The sequence below is a fragment of the Sporosarcina sp. FSL K6-1540 genome (assembly GCF_038620285.1).
Lineage (GTDB): Bacteria > Bacillota > Bacilli > Bacillales_A > Planococcaceae > Sporosarcina > Sporosarcina psychrophila.
Genome location: NZ_CP152018.1, coordinates 1894629 through 1910545, shown reverse-complemented (window position 1 = coordinate 1910545; position 15917 = coordinate 1894629). Strand labels below are relative to the sequence as shown.

Sequence of the window (15917 nt, the reverse complement as noted above, 5' to 3'; positions counted from 1 at the left end):
ACACAAATGACGTATTAGCAAATAAACAAAAGACCGATAGCAAATTCGCTATCGGTCTCTCTTTAGGATTTTTCGCCTTCGTCTTTTGGAAATAAAAAGTAAGAAATGATCCCGCTCAAAATCATCGCACCAATTATAATAGCCAAGCGCGTTAATCCGGGCACTTCTTGGAATTCTTTCGTCAATTTCATCCAGCCAAACCCTCCAACGAGCAGCATGACTGGAATGACAAATTTAAAAGCTCTCAACAAACTCACCTACTGTATATCATTATGGTAGCTTTATTCTACCATAAATCTGACCTATCACCAGCCGCGGCGATTTCCACAGCCACAACCGGGACGATGTCCACAGCCAGGACGATTACCGATACCGCCAACTTGTGGACCGAATCCGCCCATTCCTGGTCCCATACCTGGACCCATTCCGCCCATTCCTGGACCGAAACCTGGTCGAGCAGGGAGTGTTTGCCCCATCACATTCTGTGTTGTTTCTGTGAAATAGTGACGTGGAATTTCAACGTTATGCACCCGATTCACATTGACGATCGGATGGATATAAGGAACTTCACGCGGTACAAATTGATCGTGACAACGATACTGCGTCGGACATACTACCGGGCGTACTTGATTACCACCCATCATATTCCCTTGATGACAATTTGGCTGCTGCCAATTACCTTGTTGCATCATACTATCACCTCCTCCTTCTAGTAGATGTGAAAAGAAGGAAGACAAACGGGCGATAGACACTATGAACTTTAATGAATATTGGATAGTTTACTAACTACAGATGTTGAAATAAAGATTCCATTCAAATCCGCTGTGGCGCTCGGGGATGCCTCCCACGAGGGACACAGGAAATAATAGAATTACTTCTTGGTATAAACTGTATAATTTATGCAAAGTACGCAAAAATTATACAAACCGAACTCTTCGTTGTTCGGTTGGCTACCTCTTTTAAGGTGCCTTCACCCAGTTTCCACATGTATTCGTATATTCAATATAGATTATAGCGCTTAGTCTTGAACTCCTGCATTACGCATTCTTCTGTAGTATAGAAACACTCGAGTCACTAGAAAGAGTGGGCTGATGGAACTGGCAATCAGAAAAGCCAGTATAACTTTATGGACGAGAGATCTATCATAATCAATATTAATATTCATCCATAACACAAATGTCAGCAATGCGACTGAATAACTCGCCATAATACCATTCATAGTCATTATTCTTCGCACTTGCCCTTTTCGTTCCGCCTCATCGTACGTTAAGCGCGGCATCTTGTCGCCAGCTTCATATGGTTTTGCCCAAAGAGTATATTTCATAAACGTAAAAGATGATGTGAATTTCAATTGCCACCCCGCGCTTTTATGAATTGTGTAGTAGGCAGGCGCCACTTTTGGTTGAAAGTCATATATATACGATACATTTTCCGCTTCACCTTCCACAAAATGAAACCTTGTTCCCGAACCTGTTACTCGAACAAGATGGTTCCCTTCAGCTGCCATTTCAGAAAGCCACTTTTCAAGAAGATCAGGTGCGTACATCCAGCCAATTCTAAGCTTGACGAACGTTTTGCCTATTCGCATATCTGTATCCGTTTGGATTTCAAAGTACTCGATTTCAAATGACCTCAATTTCCGCTGGATATAGATTGCGAGCACAATCGTCGCGATTCCTTGGAGCGCGAACAATGCAGTAATCGCCCACAAAGGGCTTCCCACGATTTCACCCCCAAAGCCAAATAGAAATGGTATAAAGGCCAATGTCATAGAGGTTAGTGGAATAGCATTCATAACAGCAAGCACCGAAATAACATACATATGAAGTCTGTTTCTTTTCAGTACACCTTCACGCGACGGAAATACATGGATATCATCCTCTTCGTTCTTGACGATTATCCAATTACCTTCCGTCACTTCAATTTCCCATCCAGAATCCTCAAGCGAACTAGGCAAATCCACCTGTAGCTTGTCATATATAATATGATGTTCCACTATTTCACGGTGTCCTTGTTCAAATGAAAACACCCGCGTCAGGCGATTAACATCCGTTAATTGCATTCCATCCTCAGCCATTTCAGATAACCAACGTTCTGTCTTTTCCACATCATAACTCCAAAATGGTCTCCATTTTTTCGCAGTCATTGGAATCCCCCCTCGTGTTTCATTGCATTTGTGTGCAATTCTTTCAGCCGTCCCATTTCGTGGCGCATGAGTCCTTTTCCAACATCCGTAATTTCATATATTGTTTTGCGCTTTTCATCTGCATAGACCGTAATGATTCCATCTCGCTGCATTTTCGTCAGCGTGCCGTAAATTGTTCCGGATCCAAGGATAAGTCGGCCCTCTGTCAATTCTTCCACGTACTTAATAACACCGTAGCCGTGGCGTGGTTTCGTAAGTGATAGCAAAATATAGAATGCCGTTTCTGTCATCGGACTATATGATTTAATAATTTTCTCCATTTTCAATTGAACTCACATCCAATTCTTTACATTCATTATGTCATGGCTCGACTATATCACGGTGTGACATAGTGGTCAAAGGTATTTTGATAAATCAAAAAGGATCTTTCCGTAGAAAGACCCCATTATTCACCGTATGAATTACTATATAAACTTAGCAAAGTCGCCTTTCACGGGGTAGCTGCAGCGGATTCATCGAAGCTCTTTATTTCAACCTATATAGAGCGTTAAAAAAACAGAAAAACCTCACATCGCTGTGAGGTTTAGTTATTGGTAATCACGCGGAAGTTTTTTTCCATCATCGAAAGAATCGGACTTTTCTCTTCTTTTCTCAAGCATTTCATATTGCTCATAAATAGGACCACCTTCGCCAATCATTTTTAATTTGGCGATGAAATCCTTATTAGTCCTAAGCTCCATTTCTGACGATTCAATAGGTAAACGTTCCATAGTCTATCATCCTCTCATCATTTTGCCGGGGCTAAATGCGGTGGAAAACATCCAAACGTTTATAGCATGTTCCATTTCTTTTCACTACTATTATACTAAATATTCTGTCACGTGTAAATAGTAACACCTTTCACGTTTTATCGATTCACTAACAGGCTATACTATAGAAGATAAGTACGCCGGGAGGTTATTTTATGAAAAGAATTATTTTATTTGACGGTGTTTGTAATTTTTGTGATGCAAGTGTGCAGTTCATTATAAAGCGAGATCCTGCCAATCATTTTCTATTTACTTCATTACAAAGCGAAAAAGGACTGGAACTCACGAAAAAATATGCTATCCCGGAAGACGTTGACAGCTTGGTTTTGATTGAAAACGGTAAAGCGTTCACCAAGTCTTCAGCAGCGCTCCGTATCGCAAAAAAACTGGACGGATTATGGCATCTATTCTTCCTATTTATACTCGTACCACGTAAAATCCGTGACGGCGTATATAACTACGTCGCTAAAAATCGCTATAAATGGTTTGGCAAGAAAGAAGATGCGTGTATGTTGCCATCGCCAGAACAGCGGAAACGCTTTATTTAACCAACGACAAAAGGGCCTGCCGATTTTTCATCGAGGGCCCTTTTGTTATTCACTTACACTTGTAGCTCTTTGTTTTCCTCAGCCGTAAACGCACGTGACCTGGTCAAAAAGCGTTTGCCTTCAACACCTTCGAGTGAAAACATGCCGCCGCGACCGTTGACAACGTCAATGATTAGCTGTGTATGCCTCCAATACTCGAATTGGTTTTTGTGCATATAAAACGGTGTTTCACCAATAGTACCAAGTAGGACATCCTGATCACCTATAATCAGTTCCCCATTCGGATAACACATTGGCGATGAGCCATCACAGCAGCCGCCCGACTGGTGAAACATGAGTGGACCGTGTTTCTCTACCAAAAACGCAATGAGTTCCAGTGCAGCGTCAGTTGCGAGTACGCGTTCCGTCATCCGCACTACCTCCCTCCTTTTCGAATCAATCACGCCTCGGCGTGATTGCGTCCAGATTTTGAATTGAGCTTGAGGCCTACAGGATGTAGGTCATGCAGTCGTTGCGACAGGAAGTCGCGAACTTAGACTGCCTTCCTTAACTCCCTTCAAAATCTGTGACATCCGCCGGAGGCTTTGGGCCAACAGGATGTTGGTCATTCAGACGTTGCCGCAGGACGCGGCGTTCTTAGTCTGAGATCCACAATTCAGCGGGGTTTGAACCCCCGCTGAATGAAATTAAAAGAAACCTTGTTTGTTTTCGCTGTAGCTAACAAGCATGTTTTTCGTTTGTTGATAGTGGCTCAACATCATTAAATGGTTTTCACGTCCAACACCGGACGCTTTGTAACCACCGAATGCAGCATGCGCTGGGTACATGTGATAACAGTTCGTCCAGACCCGCCCCGCTTGGATGCCGCGGCCGAAACGATATGCCGTATTCATGTCGCGTGTCCAGACACCCGAACCTAAGCCGTATAGCGTATCGTTCGCAATTTCAAGCGCTTCTTCTTTTGTTTTGAATGTTGTAACCGAAACGACAGGGCCAAAGATTTCTTCTTGGAAAATCCGCATTTTATTATTCCCTTTAAAGACAGTTGGCTTGACGTAGTAGCCGTCTTTCAAATCGCCTTCAAGCTGATTTTGCTCTCCGCCAATCAGGCATTCCGCACCTTCCTGTTTGCCGATATCTAGATAGGAAAGAATTTTCTCCAACTGTTCAGTTGACGCTTGCGCACCCATCATGACAGTCGGATCAAGCGGATTTCCTGTTTTAATCGCTTTTACACGCTCAATTGCGCGGTCCATGAATTTATCGTAAATGGATTCTTGAATCAATGCACGCGATGGGCATGTACATACTTCACCCTGGTTCAGTGCAAACATGACGAAGCCTTCTACTGCTTTGTCCAAGAACGAATCGTCTTCGTCCATAATGTCTTCGAAGAAGATATTCGGTGATTTACCACCTAATTCGAGTGTGACAGGGATTGCGTTTTGTGAAGCGTATTGCATAATCAGACGTCCCGTTGTCGTTTCACCTGTGAATGCAATTTTCCCAATACGTGAGCTCGATGCAAGCGGTTTACCTGCTTCAAGACCAAAACCGTTCACGACATTCAAAACACCCGGAGGTAATAGATCTTCTATCAATTCTACAAGTACAAGAATTGATGCCGGTGTCTGTTCAGCAGGCTTCAGCACGACACAGTTTCCTGCAGCAAGTGCTGGTGCTAGTTTCCATACCGCCATCAGAATAGGGAAGTTCCATGGAATAATCTGTCCAACGACACCGATTGGCTCATGGAAATGGTACGCTACAGTATCGTCGTCAATCTGACTAACTCCACCTTCTTGCGCACGGATTGCACTAGCAAAATAGCGGAAATGGTCGATAGCAAGCGGCAGATCTGCATTCAATGTTTCACGAACCGCTTTGCCGTTATCCCACGTTTCAGCAACAGCTAGCATTTCTAAGTTTTGTTCAATGCGATCAGCAATTTTCAGTAACGTATTCGCACGTACCGTAACAGACGTTTTGCCCCAAGCATCTTTTGCAGCATGTGCCGCATCCAACGCAAGTTCAACATCCTCTGCAGTCGAGCGTGCAACTTCTGTAAATACTTTCCCCGTTACCGGCGTCACGTTATCAAAGTATTCCCCTTTAACCGGCGCTGTCCATTTTCCACCGATAAAGTTATCGTAGCGTTCTTTAAAGTTTACTTTCGCACCTTCCGTATTCGGAAAAGCATAAATCTGATTTTCTACCGCTTGTACCATTTTTCCATTCCTCCCTGTGAGTTGAATTTTTCACACAATGCCACTATATGTCGCAAACTTCCTCCGTATGCGCCTCTACCAGAAGCAATTAATGTATGCGCTTACAACAGACTTGAAATAAAAAAGAAGCTTGTCCTCTTATTCTGTCAGACTATGTTGATTATTTCAACTACTAGACTTTATAATCGTTCGACATAGATTGACATGTTCATCGGGAGCTACTTTATTATCCATGCGTGGTAAATTAAAGGGCCTACTCGTAAGTCTATAAATCGACTTACGAGTAGGCCCTTTATATAACAATGGTTTTACTGAGCAGTGTAGCCACCGTCCAAAATAATCGCTTGTCCAGTCATACCCTTTGCGGAGTCACTTGCAATATACAAAGCTAAATCCGTTATCTCCTTCACATCGAGCAGTCTTTTTTGAGGAACTAATGGGTATAGTACTTCTTCTAAAACTTGTTCAACTTCAATATTTCTTGTTTTTGCAAGGTCAGCAAATTGGTTCCTCACTAATGGCGTATCGACATACCCTGGACAAATCGCATTGACAGTAATTCCATCTGAAGCCGATTCGAGAGCAGCTACTTTCGTTAAACCAATTACCCCATGTTTTGCAGAGTTGTAAGCGGCTTTTCCAGCAAATCCAATAACGCCATTAATAGAAGCCATGTTAATAATTCTTCCAAACTCTTGTTTCTTCATATGAGGCAGTGCATGTTTGATGGCTATAAATGGTGCCGTCAACATAATTTTTACAAGCAGTTCAAACTTTTCAGTAGGGAAATCTTCGATAAATGATACATGTTGCATCCCCGCATTGTTGACAAGAATATCAATCCGCCCAAACTTCTCAACCGTAAATTCAATTGCCTTTTTGATGTCCTCTTCTTTTGTAACATCACAGACAATTCCTTCGACATTTTTTTCAATTTTGGAAAGTGCTTCATCGACGGCTTGTTGCGTTAAATCAGAGATAACAACTTTAGCACCAGCATCAGAAAATGCCTTTGCAATATCGAATCCGATTCCCCTTGCTGCTCCAGTTATAAATAACACTTGATCTTGCATCATATTCTTTGCCACCTTTACCTTTTAGATTGCTGTCCATCCACCATCTACTTTAATCGTTTCACCTGTAACAAAATTTGATAGGTTCGATGCCAAGTAAAGAACCGCTCCTGAAATATCTCCCGGTTGTGCCAGTTTGCCTAAGAGAATTCGACTTTCTACATCATTTTTAAATGCTTCATCTTCAAACATTTTAGTCGTCAATTCTGTTTCAATAAATGTCGGAGCAACGGCATTTACATTTATTCCACTTTGCGCCCATTCGACTGCCAACGCTTTTGTCAGTTGAACCGCTCCACCTTTACTTGCACAATACGCCGCCCTATTATAATAACCAACAAAAGCCATTTGGGATACGATATTGATGATCCTCCCACTGCGTTGCGGAATCATGTAAGTAGCGGCTTCCTGACTGCAAAAGAACGTAGATTTTAAATTTGTATCGAGCACTTGATCCCAATCATCTTCCGTCACTTCTATCGCCGGTTTAGCGATATTAACCCCCGCATTGTTCACCAATACATCTACCGTTCCAAATTGGGTCGCTACCTCATCAACCATCGCCCGAACCTGCTTGATATCCTTTAAGTCCGCTTGAATCGATTTACATTTCGTATTGTATTGGTGTAATTCCACTAGCGTGTTATGTAGTGCATTCTCATCTCGACCTACGATAACGACATTCGCTTTTAGTTCAGCGAATGTCCGGGCAATTTCTTTTCCAATACCCTTACTACCGCCCGTTACAATAACCGTTTTGTTTTCTAAATCTGAAAAGTATGGTTTCATATTAGCATCCTCCTACTCTTTCCGATCGTTTTTTAGGAAGTGAATAAGCGTTTTCTCCCGCTCTGCATTGATTGTTTCAGAAGTTTCTTGATCCCACATATAGAATCCTTCACCACTCTTATCACCGAATTTCTTTTGATTGACTAGATTTGATAAGTGAACTCCCGATTTACTTTCATTGCTAAGATCTTCAAACAAGTAATTTGAAATCGCAGAGAAAACGTCAAGGCCTCCCATGTCCGCAGTCATTAACGGTCCCGTTATCGGCAATCGTCTCCCAATGCTATACGTTACAGCTGCATCGATATCTTCTTTCGTCGCAACACCTTCATCGAGCAGCGATTGTGCCTCGCGGAATAAAGCATACTGCAGCCGGTTCCCGATGAATCCTGGAACTTCTTTGTTTATCAAAATCGGCTTTTTATTCATTTCGTTCAATAAATTCATAGCACGCTCAATCGTTACCTGATCAGTTTTCTCCCCTTTAACCACTTCGACAAGGGGGATTAAATGTCCCGGATTCCAAAAATGTGTAACGATAAAACGATTCGGGTACTCCATTTCTTCCGCTAAAGAAGTTGGCGTAAATCCAGACGTATTACTCGCAAGAACAGTATCTTTACTACATATTGCTTCAACCTCTTTATACAATTCCCGCTTCATTTGACTATTTTCTGGAATGACCTCAATTATAAAAGTCGCCTCTTGTACAATCTCTTCTAATGAAGTTGAAAATACAATGCGCTTACGAATTTCCTCAGCCATTGCTTCATTAAATAAATCATTGTGTACCATCACCGTTAATTTATTGCGAAGCCCTTTGTCTGCTGTTGCTAGGTCTTGTTCATTCATACCAGAGATTTTGACTTCTATCCCTGCCCACGCTGCTGATAGCGCAATTGAATGTCCCATCGTGCCGCAACCAATGATTGCTAGTTTTTCCATAACGGTCTACCTCCATTTTTCGATATGATAAAATACCCAACAAACTATAACAATTAGCTTGTTGGGTATCTATTACTTACATGCCTAATGAGAATAATACGACAGCTAACACGACGCCGAGTATTGGTACTATGACCGTTAATGCGCCAAACGCAGGATATGCGTCTTTATGCGTTTCGCCAGCAATTGAACGAATTGTCGTTACAACATAACCGCCCTGTGGCAATGAATCCAAAGAGCCTGAAGAAATTGCGACCACACGGTGTAACGCATCCGGATCGACACCCAAATCTAAATAATGTGGTGCAAGCAACGGTAAAGCAATCGCCTGTCCACCTGATGATGATCCAGTTAAACCTGCAATAACTGCTACAGCAAGTCCTCCTCCTATGAGAGGACTACCTGGTATAGCCGTCATAAAACTAACAGCGTCACCAAACGCGGGAGTTGCTTTTATGACTCCGCCAAACCCTACAACCGCAGCTGTATTAGCAATTGCAATAACTGCACCCATTGTTCCTTCTGAAACCGCTTTCCCAAAGTTCGAGAAATACTTTCTGTTGATTAAATACGTTGCGATTACACCACTCGTAAGAGCAACAATTAACGCAGATGTCCCCAATGAGTTATGGAATATAAATGAGATAATCAACACAACAAGTAAGGGAATTACACTTAACAATGGACTCGGTAAATGCTCCCTCACCTCATGATGATCCGTTTCTCTATCAACAAAATGTTCGCCTTTTGCCAACGCTTTTGAAATCATTTTTTTCAGCCACCAATAGCCGAAGATCGCCATAAATGCAGCTACAATTGCACTGACTTGCCATCCAGCATATGCAGTTGTTCCAAGGAACTCAATTGGAATCCAGTTTTGAATTTCTGGTGAACCCGCAGAAGTCATTGTAAACGTTGTAGATCCAAATGCTAATGTCGCTGGGATGAATCTTCTTGGTAAGTTTGCTTCTTTAAACAAACTGATGGCCATTGGATAAACAGAAAATGCAACGACGAATAAACTAACTCCCCCATACGTCAGGATTGCACAAGCGATTACAACAGCAAGAGCTGCCCGTTTCATACCAAGCTTGCCTACAATCCATTTCGAAACACTTTCTGCTGCACCGCTATCTTCCATAACTTTACCGAAAATTGCTCCAGTCAAGAACATTAAATACCATGAGCCGATGAAACTTGAAAAACCGCCCATATAATTTGTTACAAAGTTAGCTATCCCTTCATCCGGTACTCCCGGAAATAATGGAAGGCCACTTAATAGTGCAACAACGAGCGCTGACAGCGGAGCAGCAATTAGTAAGTTCATGCCCTTCATTGTCAAATAAATCAATAATGCTAGTCCCCCAAATAACCCTATCATCCCTAACATCGAATCGCCTGCCCCCTCTGCAGAAAAGAAATTATGCTTTCTTTCCGTACCTTCTTACTCGTAATAACGCTTGTTCAGCATGACCTGCAAAGTTCTCCAATTGACAGAGACGCGCTGCATATTCGCCGATATAAGCACTCGCTTCAGGTGTCACTTTTTGGTACGTTACCGTTTTGATAAACTTACCTACCCATAGACCGCCTGTATAACGAGCTGCACCTTTTGTTGGTAATGTATGATTCGTTCCAATCACTTTATCGCCGTATGCAACGTTCGTTTCAGGCCCTAGGAATAGACAACCGTAATTTGTCATGTTTTCTAAGAAATAATTCGGATCTGCTGTTAGAATTTCAACGTGTTCAAACGCTAGTCGGTCGGCTTCTACAAGCGCTTCTTCAATGCTATCCACTAACAGGATTTGGCCGTAATCATCCCATGAAACGCGTGCAACGTCAGCCGTTGGTAATACTTTAAGTTGTCTTTCGATTTCTTCTACAGTTTCATAAGCAAGTTTTTCCGAAGTCGTAATTAAGGCACCCGGAGATGTTGGACCGTGTTCACCTTGTCCAAGAATATCCGTAGCAATCATTTCAGCATCTGCTGTTTCATCCGCAACAACTAATGTTTCAGTAGGTCCAGCAAACAAGTCAATTCCTACGCGACCAAATAGTTGTCTTTTTGCTTCTGCCACGAAAGCGTTTCCAGGCCCGACAATCATATCGACAGATTGGATCGTTTCAGTTCCAATCGCCATAGCAGCCATCGCTTGAATTCCACCTAATAAATAGATTTCGTCCGCACCCGCCAAATACATTGCCGTGATTGTTGCATTCGGGATTTCACCGTTAATTGGCGGCGTGCAAGCGATTACACGCTTGACACCAGCAACTTTTGCTGTCAACACGCTCATATGAGCAGAAGCAACCATAGGGTAACGTCCACCAGGAATATAACAGCCGACGCTGCTTACAGGGATATTTTTATGCCCTAAAATAACGCCTGGAATGTTTTCTACTTCTACATCGTTCATTGACGCTAATTGCGCTTCTGCAAATTCACGAATGTTCTTTTGAGCAAATTTAATATCTTCGATTACTTCCGCAGGTACTTGCGCTACGATTTCTTTAATTTGTTCTTCGGTTAATCTGAATGCCTCAGGCGACCATTTATCAAATTTCTCGGAGAACTCACGAACCGCTTCGTCTCCTCTATTCTCAATTTCTTGAATAGCATTCGCTACAATTTTCGATACTTCAAGATTGTTTTTAGTCAATTCTTCTTGTGATTTACCAGCTTTCAATACTCTAACCATTTTATTTCCTCCTCTTTCTTTCTTGCATACGTATGCAAAGCACTTTATAGGTAAAGAGTATTTCAAATACTCTAGGAAGTCAACCTTTTTTTATGTCGTTTTACGCTCGATTAAAATCCCATTTACCTCTATATTGTCAGCAAAACCTGTGTACTCCTCTATTTCCGACATTAAATAACTGACTGTTTGATTTACCATTTCATTAATCGGTTGTGCCCAAGTCGTTAGACTATACGTCGGCCACGAAGCCATTTCAATATTATCAAACCCAATTACTTTCGTAGCTTCCGGAATAGCAATCGAACTTTCACGAAGTGCATCCAACACGCCTAACGCCATGATATCGTTCGCCACAAAAAATGAATCTGGAATTCCATTTTCATTTATCACTTGCTGGGCAATTTTATATCCGCCCTCATATGTATAATCCGATCCAATCCTTTTCAGGGCAATGTTATTTTTCGTAAGAGCTTCAGTAAAGCCTTGTTCCCGCTCTTTACTTGTCGATGTATTTTGATTCCCTGCAATATAAATGATATCCGAACTACCTTTATCAACAAGAAATTGTGCAATTTCCTTACTTGCCTCTAAATTATTACAACACACAGAGTAAAAATCATTACTCGCGATTTTTCTGTTAAAAAGCACCAAAGGAATTTTATATCTTTTAAAGTCTTCTATAGCATTTAAAGACAGTGACGCGTCTGTAATAATGACACCTGCAACATTATAATTAAATAATATATCGATATCTTCTTTTTGTATTTCGTCATTATTCGTGTATACAAACATAATGCTATAGCCCAAACTTTTAAAGGTCGTTGTAAATTGCTTTAAAACTTGAGGATAAAAAGGATTTTGAATACCCTTCATCACTATACCAATGATTTTCGTTCGATTCGTAATTAAACTCCTCGCCAACTCATTTGGCCGATAGCCTAATTCTTTCGCGGCAGCTAGCACCTTTTCCCTTGTTTTCGCAGACACTGTGGCACCTTCAAAGTAAACTCTGGACACAGACGATTGAGATACGCCCGCATGTTTTGCGACATCCATCGCAGTAATTAACTTTTGCACTTCACTCACACCTTTGAAATCATATTATTGATTCAACTATACCCTCAAAACAGCTACTTCATCAATCGTTAACTTCTTGGTAATAGTTTGTTCATATCTTCCAACTAGAATAAAGAGTATCAGATGAAACGGGAGGAATTATCATGGAGACAGAAAATAGAAACAAACCGGTTAAACGATTTTTAGCAACACTAGGAGCAGGTGTTATTGGTTCGGTATTAACGTTAGCGGTCGTAGTCAATACAGATCTACTACAAGGCGGTTCCGCTGAAGTGGTACCTGTCACTACGGATACGGTTCCCTATAATGTACAGCAAACAAGCACTAAAGATATACCGTCACTTTCCGACATGGTAGAACAGTCTTCCGGCGCAATTGTCGGGATTGTTAATTACCAAAAAGGGAATAATCCTTTTTCACAGCAAGCTGAAAGTACCAAGAGCGGTTCCGGTTCGGGTGTCATTTATAAAATAGATGGTGACAAAGCATTTATCGTGACGAATAACCACGTCATCGAAGGCGCAGAAAAGCTTGAGGTTTCACTTGAAAGCGGAGAGACAACAACGGCTACGCTCGTTGGGAAAGATGCACTAAGTGACCTTGCTGTTCTAACAATCGATGCGAAGTATGCAGACACTTCCCTTGAATTCGGCGACTCCGATAAACTTCGTGCAGGAGACGATGTCATCGCCATCGGTAATCCACTTGGCCTCGACTTCTCCGGTACAGTAACCCAAGGGATTGTGAGTGCAGTCAATCGGTCCATCAACGTGAAGACTTCTGCGGGCGAATGGGAAATGAATGTAATCCAAACGGACGCAGCCATTAACCCCGGGAACAGCGGTGGCGCACTCCTCAATGCAGCAGGACAAGTCATTGGCATTAACAGCTTAAAAATTTCTGAAAGTGGTGTCGAAGGACTTGGCTTTGCGATTCCAAGTAACGAAGTCATTCCATTAATTGAAGAAATGACAACAAATGGACAAGTTGAACGCCCATATATCGGGATTGGACTTGCGGATCTTGATCAGGTGCCACGGACCTATTTGCAAGGTCTTCCGAGTGAAATTAAAGCTGGCGTGGTAATTGCAAATATTGATCCTGAATCTGCAGCAGGAAAAGCGGGCCTCGATGTAGAAGATATAATAACAGCGATTAATGGTACTGAAGTGAAGAACTCAACAGAGCTACGGAAGTTCTTGTACACGAATCTTGCTGTCGGTGACAAAGCAACATTTACGATTTATCGCGGTTCCGAGTTGAAAACGGTTGACGTTTTACTTACGAGCAATGTATCCACGGCAAATTAATATATTCGTCCAAACACCTCTCCTTCATTCCATGGGAGGGGTGTTTGCAGTTGCTAATTTCTCGTTTTCGATTTACCTTGAAAGGAATGGCAGTGCAACAGGAGGCGTGTTTTAGTGAGAATTTTAGTAATTGAAGACAATGAAAGTGTATCTTCCATGATTGAGCTATTCTTCTTGAAGGAAGAAATCGATGGTTCATTCATAAAAAATGGTTTGGAAGGGTTCGAAATTGCGAAGCAAGGCGGCTGGGATTGCATCATTATCGACTGGATGTTGCCTGGCATGGATGGGATTTCGATTTGCCATAAACTACGGCTAGCAAACATTGCTACGCCCATTATTATGCTAACCGCAAAAGATGGTGAATCAGACCAAGTGCTCGGACTTGAAATGGGTGCAGATGATTATGTCACAAAACCCTTCAGTCCACTGGCGCTAATGGCTCGCATTAAGGCGGTAACACGCAGGTATTCAACGCTAAAAGACAAACCACTGCAAGATGGCGTCGTCGAAACCGCCCATTTTAAGATTAACCTTAACACACGTGACGTATTACTCGATGGCGTCCGAATACAAAACCTGACTCCAAAAGAATTCGATCTACTATACCATTTTGTCCAGCATCCGAAACAAGTTTTCTCACGTGAACAATTGCTGGATAACGTGTGGGGATATGACTTTTACGGTGATGACCGAACTGTCGATGTGCATATCAAACGGCTTCGCACGAAAGTCTCAACGGATGAACAACCTTTTTTCCATACTGTTTGGGGCGTCGGTTACCGATTCGACGAAACCATAGGTGACTCAAAGTGAAAGTAAAATACTTATACCAGCAACTTGTCAGTCACTTCAGCGTAATCGTCATTGCATTTTTATTATTAAGCTTGCTATTTTCACACTATATCGAGCAATTTGTCTATGCTAATAAAACAGAAGAACTTCAGACATATGGGCAATCTATTTTACGAGACATCCAACAAGACCAGCGAAGTTCTGACAGGATCCTAAAGTCTTATGGACAAGTCCTAAATGGTCGGGATATTCAATATAGTTTATTCGACGAAAACTCGGCCATCATTTATTCGACAGGCATAAAAACGCCCCTCATTAGTTTGAGTGAAAAAGAATGGCACGATATTAAAAATGGTCAACCTGTAACTGTGAAGCAGGATTTCAAACGATTCAACGAAGCCGTCACATTTGTTCTTCTTCCCTATGTCCAAAACAATCGATTTGTCGGCGGTATACTTTTGACGTCACCCATAAAGGGCTCACGTGAAGTTATTTCGCAAATGAATACTTATTTGCTTATTACAACATTCATCGCACTGACCATTTCGCTTCTTCTCAGCTGGATTTTATCGACTTTTCACGTTAGGCGTATTAAACGGCTTCAAGATGCAACTTCTGCCGTCGCACAAGGTGATTATTCAGTACGTATCCCCTCCTCGGATTTTGACGAAATCGGTGAACTTGCGGGTGATTTCAACGAGATGGTTGAAAAGTTGGATGCCTCAATGGAGGAAATTGAAAATCTCGAAAACAGGCGTCGTCAATTCATGGCCGATGTGTCACATGAATTACGAACACCCCTTACAACAATAAGAGGCATGATTGAAGGACTAAAAAATAATATGATTCCTGAATCTGAAAAAGAAAAGGGATTGCAACTCGCCACTAATGAAACGTTGCGACTTATCCGTCTGGTCAATGAAAACTTGGATTACGAAAAAATCCGCTCCAACCAAGTCACACTCTTTAAACAGGACATCCAGCTCGTTGAACTATTAGAAATCATCAAAGATCAGCTCGATGGCGTTGCGGCGGAACGAAATAACGAGATTTTTGTGGCTGTAGACCCAAATATATTGGTGTTTGCAGATTACGACAGACTCACCCAGATATTGATCAATATCACAAAAAACAGTATCCAATTCACCGACAACGGTAGGATCTATCTTCGCGGTTATATGAGCAATACAAACTGTATCATTGAAATCGAAGATACAGGTATTGGGATTGACCCTGATGATGTCGAGAAAATTTGGGGTCGTTTTTATAAAGCCATTGTATCTAGAACAACGAATCCATACGGCGAATTCGGACTTGGCTTGTCGATTGTAAAAAGTCTCGTCATGATGCATAACGGCGCAATCGATGTAACAAGCGAAAAAGGAAAAGGTACAAAATTTACGCTGTCGTTCCCTGTACAAAATGAAAACTAAAAATCTGTTTTAGCTGCTATGCATTGTGCATAGCAGTTTTTTTAATATCTGGTTCATACCCC

17 protein-coding genes are annotated in these 15917 nt (G+C 41.8%); 4 read left to right on the top strand and 13 right to left on the bottom strand.

The genetic code is table 11. The annotated features are described in order from the left end of the window. Positions 1-62: 62 nt before the first annotated feature. The 5 genes from MKY15_RS08685 to MKY15_RS08665 form a co-directional block, all read right to left on the bottom strand. The gene (locus MKY15_RS08685) at positions 63-248 is read right to left on the bottom strand and encodes a histidine kinase (RefSeq protein ID WP_156475936.1); all 186 of its coding nucleotides are present in this window, start codon (positions 246-248) and stop codon (positions 63-65) included. Positions 249-305: 57 nt separating this feature from the next. Continuing rightward, positions 306-692 carry a hypothetical protein gene (locus tag MKY15_RS08680; protein WP_067204654.1) on the bottom strand — a complete coding sequence of 129 codons (387 nt, stop codon included), beginning with the start codon at positions 690-692 and terminating at the stop codon, positions 306-308. Positions 693-1018: 326 nt separating this feature from the next. Next, a complete protein-coding gene (locus MKY15_RS08675; RefSeq protein ID WP_342539468.1) occupies positions 1019-2146 on the bottom strand; it encodes a DUF2812 domain-containing protein in 1128 nt (375 codons plus the stop codon). Then, on the bottom strand, positions 2143-2472 hold the full coding sequence (locus MKY15_RS08670; protein WP_197485352.1) for a PadR family transcriptional regulator: 330 nt from the start codon (positions 2470-2472) through the stop codon (positions 2143-2145). Before MKY15_RS08670 ends, MKY15_RS08675 begins: the two co-directional genes overlap by 4 nt. 261 nt (positions 2473-2733) lie before the next feature. Then, the gene (locus MKY15_RS08665) at positions 2734-2916 is read right to left on the bottom strand and encodes a hypothetical protein (protein WP_187046449.1); all 183 of its coding nucleotides are present in this window, start codon (positions 2914-2916) and stop codon (positions 2734-2736) included. 194 nt (positions 2917-3110) lie between these two features. Here MKY15_RS08665 and MKY15_RS08660 point away from each other — a divergent pair, with 194 nt between their 5' ends. Then, positions 3111-3503: a thiol-disulfide oxidoreductase DCC family protein gene (locus MKY15_RS08660; RefSeq protein WP_187046448.1), complete on the top strand. Its 393-nt coding sequence runs from the start codon at positions 3111-3113 to the stop codon at positions 3501-3503. Between the two features lie 53 nt (positions 3504-3556). Here the strand turns inward: MKY15_RS08660 and MKY15_RS08655 are convergent, their stop codons facing one another. From MKY15_RS08655 to MKY15_RS08620, 8 genes are all read right to left on the bottom strand, one after another. Beyond that, positions 3557-3913: a DUF779 domain-containing protein gene (locus MKY15_RS08655; protein WP_340741262.1), complete on the bottom strand. Its 357-nt coding sequence runs from the start codon at positions 3911-3913 to the stop codon at positions 3557-3559. 276 nt (positions 3914-4189) lie between these two features. Beyond that, positions 4190-5731: an aldehyde dehydrogenase gene (adh, locus tag MKY15_RS08650; RefSeq protein WP_067204639.1), complete on the bottom strand. Its 1542-nt coding sequence runs from the start codon at positions 5729-5731 to the stop codon at positions 4190-4192. A 308-nt stretch (positions 5732-6039) separates the two neighbouring features. After that, on the bottom strand, positions 6040-6807 hold the full coding sequence (locus tag MKY15_RS08645; RefSeq protein ID WP_187046446.1) for a 3-hydroxybutyrate dehydrogenase: 768 nt from the start codon (positions 6805-6807) through the stop codon (positions 6040-6042). 21 nt (positions 6808-6828) lie between these two features. Next, positions 6829-7593, bottom strand: coding sequence for a glucose 1-dehydrogenase (locus tag MKY15_RS08640; RefSeq protein ID WP_187046445.1), 765 nt, complete (start codon positions 7591-7593; stop codon positions 6829-6831). Positions 7594-7605: 12 nt separating this feature from the next. Further along, positions 7606-8538 (bottom strand): 3-hydroxyacyl-CoA dehydrogenase NAD-binding domain-containing protein, encoded by a 933-nt coding sequence (locus MKY15_RS08635; RefSeq protein WP_342539467.1) that lies wholly within the window; start codon positions 8536-8538, stop codon positions 7606-7608. A 76-nt stretch (positions 8539-8614) separates the two neighbouring features. Continuing rightward, complete coding sequence (locus MKY15_RS08630) at positions 8615-9928, bottom strand: GntP family permease (RefSeq protein ID WP_187046443.1); 1314 nt, start codon at positions 9926-9928, stop codon at positions 8615-8617. Positions 9929-9959: 31 nt separating this feature from the next. Beyond that, the gene (gene hisD / locus MKY15_RS08625; RefSeq protein ID WP_067204627.1) at positions 9960-11240 is read right to left on the bottom strand and encodes a histidinol dehydrogenase; all 1281 of its coding nucleotides are present in this window, start codon (positions 11238-11240) and stop codon (positions 9960-9962) included. Positions 11241-11330: 90 nt separating this feature from the next. Further along, on the bottom strand, positions 11331-12317 hold the full coding sequence (locus MKY15_RS08620) for a LacI family DNA-binding transcriptional regulator (protein WP_338654053.1): 987 nt from the start codon (positions 12315-12317) through the stop codon (positions 11331-11333). A gap of 143 nt (positions 12318-12460) precedes the next feature. Between MKY15_RS08620 and MKY15_RS08615 the strand changes: the two genes are divergently transcribed. The 3 genes from MKY15_RS08615 to MKY15_RS08605 all read left to right on the top strand — a co-directional run bounded on the left by MKY15_RS08615 (position 12461) and on the right by MKY15_RS08605 (position 15855). Beyond that, a complete protein-coding gene (locus MKY15_RS08615) occupies positions 12461-13627 on the top strand; it encodes a trypsin-like peptidase domain-containing protein (protein ID WP_067204621.1) in 1167 nt (388 codons plus the stop codon). Positions 13628-13741: 114 nt separating this feature from the next. Further along, a complete protein-coding gene (locus tag MKY15_RS08610; RefSeq protein WP_187046440.1) occupies positions 13742-14443 on the top strand; it encodes a response regulator transcription factor in 702 nt (233 codons plus the stop codon). Beyond that, a complete protein-coding gene (locus tag MKY15_RS08605; protein ID WP_342539464.1) occupies positions 14440-15855 on the top strand; it encodes an ATP-binding protein in 1416 nt (471 codons plus the stop codon). Before MKY15_RS08610 ends, MKY15_RS08605 begins: the two co-directional genes overlap by 4 nt. Positions 15856-15917 lie beyond the last annotated feature (62 nt).

Coding starts and splice junctions, on each gene's coding strand:
- hisD (WP_067204627.1), bottom strand. CDS start 11,240: ATGGTTAGAGTATTGAAAGCTGGTAAATCACAAGAAGAATTGACTAAA.
- MKY15_RS08645 (WP_187046446.1), bottom strand. CDS start 6,807: ATGATGCAAGATCAAGTGTTATTTATAACTGGAGCAGCAAGGGGAATC.
- MKY15_RS08635 (WP_342539467.1), bottom strand. CDS start 8,538: ATGGAAAAACTAGCAATCATTGGTTGCGGCACGATGGGACATTCAATT.
- MKY15_RS08640 (WP_187046445.1), bottom strand. CDS start 7,593: ATGAAACCATACTTTTCAGATTTAGAAAACAAAACGGTTATTGTAACG.
- adh (WP_067204639.1), bottom strand. CDS start 5,731: ATGGTACAAGCGGTAGAAAATCAGATTTATGCTTTTCCGAATACGGAA.
- MKY15_RS08660 (WP_187046448.1), top strand. CDS start 3,111: ATGAAAAGAATTATTTTATTTGACGGTGTTTGTAATTTTTGTGATGCA.
- MKY15_RS08655 (WP_340741262.1), bottom strand. CDS start 3,913: ATGACGGAACGCGTACTCGCAACTGACGCTGCACTGGAACTCATTGCG.
- MKY15_RS08680 (WP_067204654.1), bottom strand. CDS start 692: ATGATGCAACAAGGTAATTGGCAGCAGCCAAATTGTCATCAAGGGAAT.
- MKY15_RS08615 (WP_067204621.1), top strand. CDS start 12,461: ATGGAGACAGAAAATAGAAACAAACCGGTTAAACGATTTTTAGCAACA.
- MKY15_RS08675 (WP_342539468.1), bottom strand. CDS start 2,146: ATGACTGCGAAAAAATGGAGACCATTTTGGAGTTATGATGTGGAAAAG.
- MKY15_RS08665 (WP_187046449.1), bottom strand. CDS start 2,916: ATGGAACGTTTACCTATTGAATCGTCAGAAATGGAGCTTAGGACTAAT.
- MKY15_RS08630 (WP_187046443.1), bottom strand. CDS start 9,928: ATGTTAGGGATGATAGGGTTATTTGGGGGACTAGCATTATTGATTTAT.